This window comes from Ornithinicoccus halotolerans, assembly GCF_009602535.1.
In the GTDB taxonomy this organism is placed as follows: domain Bacteria; phylum Actinomycetota; class Actinomycetes; order Actinomycetales; family Dermatophilaceae; genus Ornithinicoccus; species Ornithinicoccus halotolerans.
The window spans coordinates 1-6,388 of record NZ_WIQI01000127.1 but is presented as its reverse complement, the minus strand read 5'-3'; the positions used below and the strand labels follow the sequence as shown (position 1 = coordinate 6,388).

The following is a 6,388-nucleotide window of genomic DNA, read 5'->3' as shown; positions in this document are numbered from 1 at the left end:
TCACCTTCTGCCCCGCGTAGTCGCTCAGCGAGACCTGGTTGCCCGCAGCGTCGGACAGGGTGAAGGCTGGCGCGGGCCGGCGCGGGCCAGGTGGACCTCAGCCGCTACCAGCCGGGCCCGCCGGAGCAGGAGCTCGCCCGGCTGGCCGACGCCGTCGGCGGGGCGGCCGGGGAGCTGCGGGCGCTGGCGTCCCGGATGCGTGCCGTCGTCGGGGAGGAGGAGGCCGCGGTGGTGGAGGCGCACCTGGAGCTGCTGCGCGACCCCGCCCTGCTCGACCCCGTCCGGGACGCCGTGGCCGACGGCGAACCGGCGGCACCCGCCTGGCAGCGTCAGGTCACCGGCCTGAACGAGCAGCTGGCGGCGCTCAGTGACGCCTACCAGCGGGACCGGGCCCGGGACGTCACCGAGGTCGGCGGCCGCGTGCTGCGGCGGCTGGTGGACCAGGGCGAGGACGCCCGGCCGGACGGTGCCGGGGACAGCACCGGCGGGGAGCCGGCCGTCCTAGTCCTGGACGACCTGGACGTGGGCACCGCCGCCACCCTCGACGGCGCCGGAGTGGCCGGCGTGGTCACCCTGCGTGGCGGCGCCACCGGGCACGGGGTGCTGGTGGCCCGTGCCCGCGGGTTCCCCGTGATCACCGGCGCGGGCCAGGACGCCGACGTGCCCGACGGCACGCTGCTCGCGGTGGACGCCCGGCGGCAGCAGCTCCACGTCGGTCCTGACGAACCGACCTGGCGGCGGTTGGCCGAGCTCCGGGAGAGCCGCCGGCAACGCCGGGAGCAGGCGCTGGCGGCGGCGCGCGAGCCGGGGCGGACCGCTGACGGTGTCCGGGTCGCCGTGGAGGCGAACCTGGGTACCGTCGCCGAGGCCGGGCCGGCGGTCGCCGCCGGCGCCGACGGGTGCGGGCTGCTGCGCACCGAGGTGCTCTTCGCCGGCTGGCGGCAGACCCCCACGGTCGCCGAGCAGGTGCAGCAGCTCACGGTCGTCGCGGAGGCGCTGCAGGGCCGCCCGCTGACGGTCCGCACCTGGGACGTCGGCGGGGACAAGCCGCTGCCGTTCCTGCCGGTCCCGGTCGCGGCCAACCCGTTCCTGGGAGTGCGCGGGCTGCGGGTGTTCCGGGAGGCGCCCGGACCGCTCGTCGACCAGCTGGAGGCGGTCTGCCGGGTGGCCGCCCGGTACCCGGTGCGGGTGCTGGTCCCGATGGTCACCACGCGCGCCGAGGTGGAATGGACGCTGGCACGCCTCGACGAGGCCGCCGGCCGGCTCCCCGGGGGACGCCCCGACGGCCTCGAGGTCGGCGTCATGCTGGAGGTGCCCGGGGCGGCGTTGCGCGTCGCCGAGCTGAGCGCCGGCCTGGACTTCGTCAGCATCGGGAGCAACGACCTGACCCAGTACCTGCTGGCCGCCGAGCGCGGCAACCCCGCGCTGGCAGAGCTCGCCGACCACGCCGACCCGGCGGTGCTGCGCCTCGTGCGGACCGTGTGCCAGGAGGTGCCCGACCCGGTGCAGGTCGCGCTGTGCGGGGACGCGGCCAGCGACCCCGCGCTGGCCGCGCTCCTGGTCGGCCTCGGGGTGCGCGAGCTCAGCGCCACCGCCGCCACCGTGCCCGACGTCAAGGCGGTGCTGCGCCGCTCGGCGCTGCCTGAGCTCGAAGCGCTCGCCCGGCGGGCCGGGCAGGCCGGCTCCGCGGCGGAGGTCCGACAGCTGCTGGAGCCGCTGCGCGACTGAGGCTCGGCCCGCCTCAACGGACGCCGCGCGGGCGGAACTGGATGCTGATGCGCGGGCCCACCGGCCGGGCCGTCTTGGGCACCGCGTGCTCCCAGGTGCGCTGGCACGACCCGCCCATCACCAGCAGGTCACCGTGCCCGAGGACGTGGCGGATGGTCGCGCCCGCACCGCCACCGACCGGGCGCAGCAACAGCGCCCGCGGTGCACCGATCGAGACGATGGCCACCATGGTGTCCTGCCGCGACCCGCGGCCGTGCCGGTCGCCGTGCCAGGCCACGCTGTCGCGGCCGTCCCGGTAGAGGCACATGCCGGCGGTCCGGAACGGCTCGCCCAGCTCGCCGGCGTAGTAGCCGGTGAGCGCCGCCCGCGCCGCGGCCAGCACCGGGTCGGGCAGCTGCTCGTCCTCGTCGTAGAAGCGGAGCAGGCGCGGGGTGTCGACCTCCCGCTCGTACATGACGCGTCGCTCGCCGCGCCAGGCCACCGCGGCGGAGCCGCCGAGGGCGAGCCTGGTGAACAGCTCGTCCGAGCCGGTCACCCACCCCGGGCGGACGTCCACCCAGGCGCCGCGGCTGAGCGTGGTGCGACGGACCGCCCCGGCCAGCGGGCGCAGGCCCACGTCCTCCGACTGGTCCAGCAGAGACCCCTGCAACGTGATGGACATGCGTACGAGAATAGGACATTTGTTCGGGCGCCGCCAGCCCCCAGCCGGGTCGTCGCAGCCGGAACCGCAGGCCGCGTCGGCGGTGTCGCGCCCGGTTGCCCCTCCTCACCGGTAGGTTGGCTCTCGCGGTGCACCCGAGGGGCAAGGAGGCCTCGTGCGGATCGGCATACCCCGGGAGGCGAAGCCGGGCGAGACGTTGGTCGCGGCGACGGTGACCTCGGCCGCCCAGCTGGTCAAGCTCGGCTATGACGTCGTCGTGGAGTCCGGCGCCGGCGCGGCGTCCGACCAGCCCGACGCGGAGTACCGGGCCGCGGGCGTGGCGGTCGGCAGCGCCGAGGACGTCTGGGCGGCCGAGGTCGTGGTGAAGGTGAACGCCCCGACGGAGGCGGAGATCGGCCTGCTGCGGCCGGGCGCCACGGTCGTCGCGATGATGGCCCCCGCCCGCAGCCCCGAGCTGGTGGAGCGCCTCGCGGCGGCAGGGGTCACCGCCCTGGCGATGGACGCGGTCCCCCGGATCTCTCGCGCCCAGTCGCTGGACGTGCTGTCCTCGATGGCCAACGTGGCCGGGTACCGGGCGGTGGTCGAGGCCGCGCACGTGTTCGGCCGCCAGTTCACCGGGCAGGTCACTGCCGCCGGCCAGATCCCGCCGGCGCGGGTGTTCGTGGTCGGCGCCGGCGTGGCGGGGCTGGCCGCGATCGGGACGGCGATCGCGATGGGTGCCGTGGTGCGGGCCTTCGACATCCGGCCCGAGGTCGGCGAGCAGGTCGAGTCGATGGGCGCGGAGTTCGTCAGGGTGGAGCTGGCGAACGAGGTCAGCGCGGACGGCTACGCGCGGGAGATGACGCAGGAGCAGGAGCAGGCGACCGCGGCGATGTACGACCAGGAGGCCCGGGAGGCCGACATCGTCATCACGACGGCGCTGATCCCCGGACGGCCGGCCCCGACGCTGCTCCGCGCCGGCACCGTCGCGGCGATGCGCCCCGGCAGCGTGATCGTCGACATGGCCGCCGCCAACGGCGGCAACTGCGAGGGGACGGTGGCCGACGAGGTCGTCGTCACCGACAACCGCGTCACGGTGCTGGGCTACACCGACCTGGCGAGCCGGCTGCCCGCGCAGGCCTCCCAGCTCTACGGCACCAACGTCGCCAACCTGTTCCGGCTGCTCACCCCCGAGCGGGACGGCCGGCTGGCCCTGGACCTGGACGACGTCGTCCAGCGCAGCATCACGGTCGTCCGGGACGGGGAGGTCCGCTGGCCGCCCCCGCCGGTGCCGGTCTCCGCGGCCCCCGCTCCGGCAGCGAGCGCCGGGAGCCAGGCCGGCGAGCCCGCGCCGCCACCGGCACCGCCCGACCCGCGTCGCAGGTGGTATGCCGCCGGGCTGGGTGCGGTGCTGTTCGCCCTGGTGGCGGCCTACTCGCCGCCGGTCTTCCTCGGGCACCTCACGGTGTTCGTGCTGGCGGTCGTGGTGGGGTTCTACGTCGTCACCAGCGTGAGCCACGCCCTGCACACCCCACTGATGTCGGAGACCAACGCCATCTCAGGCATCATCCTGGTCGGGGGCATCCTGCAGGTCGGCAGCGACAACCTCGTGGTGAGCGTGCTGGCCACGCTGGCCGTCCTGGTCGCCAGCATCAACATCTTCGGCGGCTTCCTGGTCACCTACCGCATGCTCGGCATGTTCCGGCGGGGCTGAGGGGCGACGATGACCGGCCTGCTGCTGTCCGACCCGCTGCCCGGCCTGGTGCAGGGCGCCTACGTCATCGCGGCGCTGTGCTTCATCGCGGCGCTCGCGGGGCTGTCCAGGCACGAGTCGGCCAAGCGCGGGAACGTCGCCGGCATGGCCGGCATGGTGATCGCGCTGCTGGCCACCTTCCTGCTCGCGGCGCGCAACGCGGCCGCCGGAGAGGGCCGCCCGCTGCTGCCGACGATGCTGGTCATCGGCGCAGCCATGGCCGCTGGGGCGGTGATCGGGACGATCCGGGCCCGCACCGTGGAGATGACCGGGATGCCGCAGCTGATCGCGATGCTGCACAGCTTCGTGGGACTGGCCGCGGTGCTGGTCGGCTACAACTCCTACCTCGAGCACGGCCATACCTCCGGCGCCGTCGGCGCCATCCACGACGTCGAGGTGTTCGCGGGGGTGTTCATCGGCGCGATCACGTTCACCGGCTCGGTGGTGGCCAACCTCAAGCTCAGTGGCCGGATGAGGTCGGCGCCGCTGGTCCTTCCCGGGCGCCACTGGCTCAACCTTGCCCTCATCGTCGCCTCGGTGGCCCTGCTGGTGTGGTTCCTGGCCGACGGCCGCGGGGCGGGGGAGGGCGAGCTGGGGCAGGGGCTGCTGCCGCTGTCGGTGATGACCGTGCTGGCGCTGCTGCTGGGCTTCCACCTGGTGGCCGCGATCGGTGGCGGCGACATGCCGGTGGTGGTGTCCATGCTCAACAGCTACTCGGGCTGGGCAGCGGCGGCCGCGGGGTTCCTGCTGGAGAACGACCTGCTCATCATCACCGGCGCCCTGGTGGGCTCCTCCGGCGCCATCCTCAGCTACATCATGTGCCAGGCGATGAACCGCTCGTTCGTCTCGGTCATCGCCGGTGGCTTCGGCTCCGGCGCGGCGGCAGGCGGCGTGGCGGGCGAGGAGGACCAGGGCGACCACCGGGAGGTGCGCGCCGACGAGGCCGCCGAGGTGCTCGCGAGGGCCGGCTCGGTGGTGATCACCCCCGGGTACGGGATGGCGGTCGCCCAGGCGCAGTACCCCGTGGCCGAGCTCACCGCCAGGTTGCGGGAGCGCGGCGTCGACGTGCGCTTCGGCATCCACCCGGTGGCCGGCCGGCTGCCCGGCCACATGAACGTGCTGCTGGCCGAGGCCAGGGTGCCCTACGACATCGTGCTGGGCCTGGAGGAGATCAACGACGACCTGCCCGACACCGACGTCGTGCTCGTCATCGGCGCCAACGACACGGTCAACCCGGCCGCGGCCGAGGACCCCGCCAGCCCGATCGCCGGGATGCCGGTGCTCGAGGTGTGGCGGGCGCGGGAGGTCATCGTGTTCAAGCGGTCCATGGCGACCGGCTACGCCGGCGTGCAGAACCCGCTGTTCTTCCGGGAGAACACCCGGATGCTGTTCGGGGATGCCAAGGCCAAGGTCGAGGAGATCCTGCGCCACCTGTCGGCGGAGCCGCAGCGGGCCAGCGAGTCCTCGCGTGCCTCCTGAGCCGGCCGGGTCACAATGGGCAGGTGCCGCTCTACCGTGACGCCGCGATCGTGCTGCGTACCCACAAGCTGGGCGAGGCCGACCGCATCGTCACGCTGCTGACCCGGGGGCGGGGCAAGGTGCGCACGGTCGCCAAGGGGGTGCGGCGCACCAAGTCCCGGTTCGGCGCCCGGCTCGAGCCCGGCATGGTCGTGGACGTGCAGTGCTACGAGGGCCGCAACCTGGACACCGTCACCCAGGCCGAGTCGCTCGCCTCCTACGGGGAGGCGATCGCGCGCAGCTACGAGGCATGGACCGCCGCGAGCGCGATGCTGGAGACCGCCGACCGGCTCACCGAGGAGGGCGAGCCGGCGCTGCGGCAGTTCACGCTGCTGGCCGGCGCGCTGTCATCACTGGCCGGCCCGACCCACGAGGCCGGCCTGGTGCTGGACTCCTACCTGCTGCGGGCGATGGCGATCGCCGGGTGGGCGGCCAGCTTCCACGACTGCGCGCGCTGCGGCGCGCCAGGCCCGCACCGGGCCTTTAACGTCGCCAGCGGCGGCGCGGTGTGCCCGTCCTGCCGGCCGCCGGGCTCGGCCGCGCCCGCCCCGGAGACGCTGGCGCTGCTGGCGGCGCTGCTGTCCGGGGACTGGCCGCTGGCCGACGGCTCCGACCCGCGGCACCGCCGGGAGGGCAGCGGCCTGGTCGCGGCGTTCCTGCAGTGGCACCTGGAGCGCGGCGTGCGGTCGTTGCGGCTGGTGGAGCGCACCCCGTGAGGCGCGGGCAGGACCGGCGGGGCGAGGGCGCGC

Annotated in this window: 5 protein-coding genes; 4 read left to right on the top strand and 1 reads right to left on the bottom strand. The window is 75.0% G+C overall.

Features of this window, described 5'->3' with window-relative positions; genetic code table 11:
• Positions 1-90: 90 nt before the first annotated feature.
• On the top strand, positions 91-1,728 hold the full coding sequence (locus GFJ45_RS14450) for a phosphoenolpyruvate--protein phosphotransferase (protein WP_153398433.1): 1,638 nt from the start codon (positions 91-93) through the stop codon (positions 1,726-1,728).
• Positions 1,729-1,741: 13 nt separating this feature from the next.
• On the opposite strand, the gene GFJ45_RS14445 is transcribed toward GFJ45_RS14450, so the two are convergent.
• Positions 1,742-2,389, bottom strand: coding sequence for an alpha-ketoglutarate-dependent dioxygenase AlkB (locus GFJ45_RS14445; protein ID WP_153398431.1), 648 nt, complete (start codon positions 2,387-2,389; stop codon positions 1,742-1,744).
• Positions 2,390-2,543: 154 nt separating this feature from the next.
• On the opposite strand from GFJ45_RS14445, the gene GFJ45_RS14440 reads away from it, so the two are divergent.
• From GFJ45_RS14440 to recO, 3 genes are read left to right on the top strand one after another with little or no spacing between them, the layout of a single operon-like run.
• Complete coding sequence (locus GFJ45_RS14440) at positions 2,544-4,082, top strand: Re/Si-specific NAD(P)(+) transhydrogenase subunit alpha (RefSeq protein ID WP_153398430.1); 1,539 nt, start codon at positions 2,544-2,546, stop codon at positions 4,080-4,082.
• A gap of 9 nt (positions 4,083-4,091) precedes the next feature.
• The gene (gene pntB / locus GFJ45_RS14435; protein WP_153398428.1) at positions 4,092-5,600 is read left to right on the top strand and encodes a Re/Si-specific NAD(P)(+) transhydrogenase subunit beta; all 1,509 of its coding nucleotides are present in this window, start codon (positions 4,092-4,094) and stop codon (positions 5,598-5,600) included.
• Positions 5,601-5,623: 23 nt separating this feature from the next.
• Positions 5,624-6,355, top strand: a complete 732-nt coding sequence (recO, locus tag GFJ45_RS14430; RefSeq protein ID WP_153398426.1) for a DNA repair protein RecO — start codon at positions 5,624-5,626, stop codon at positions 6,353-6,355.
• Positions 6,356-6,388 lie beyond the last annotated feature (33 nt).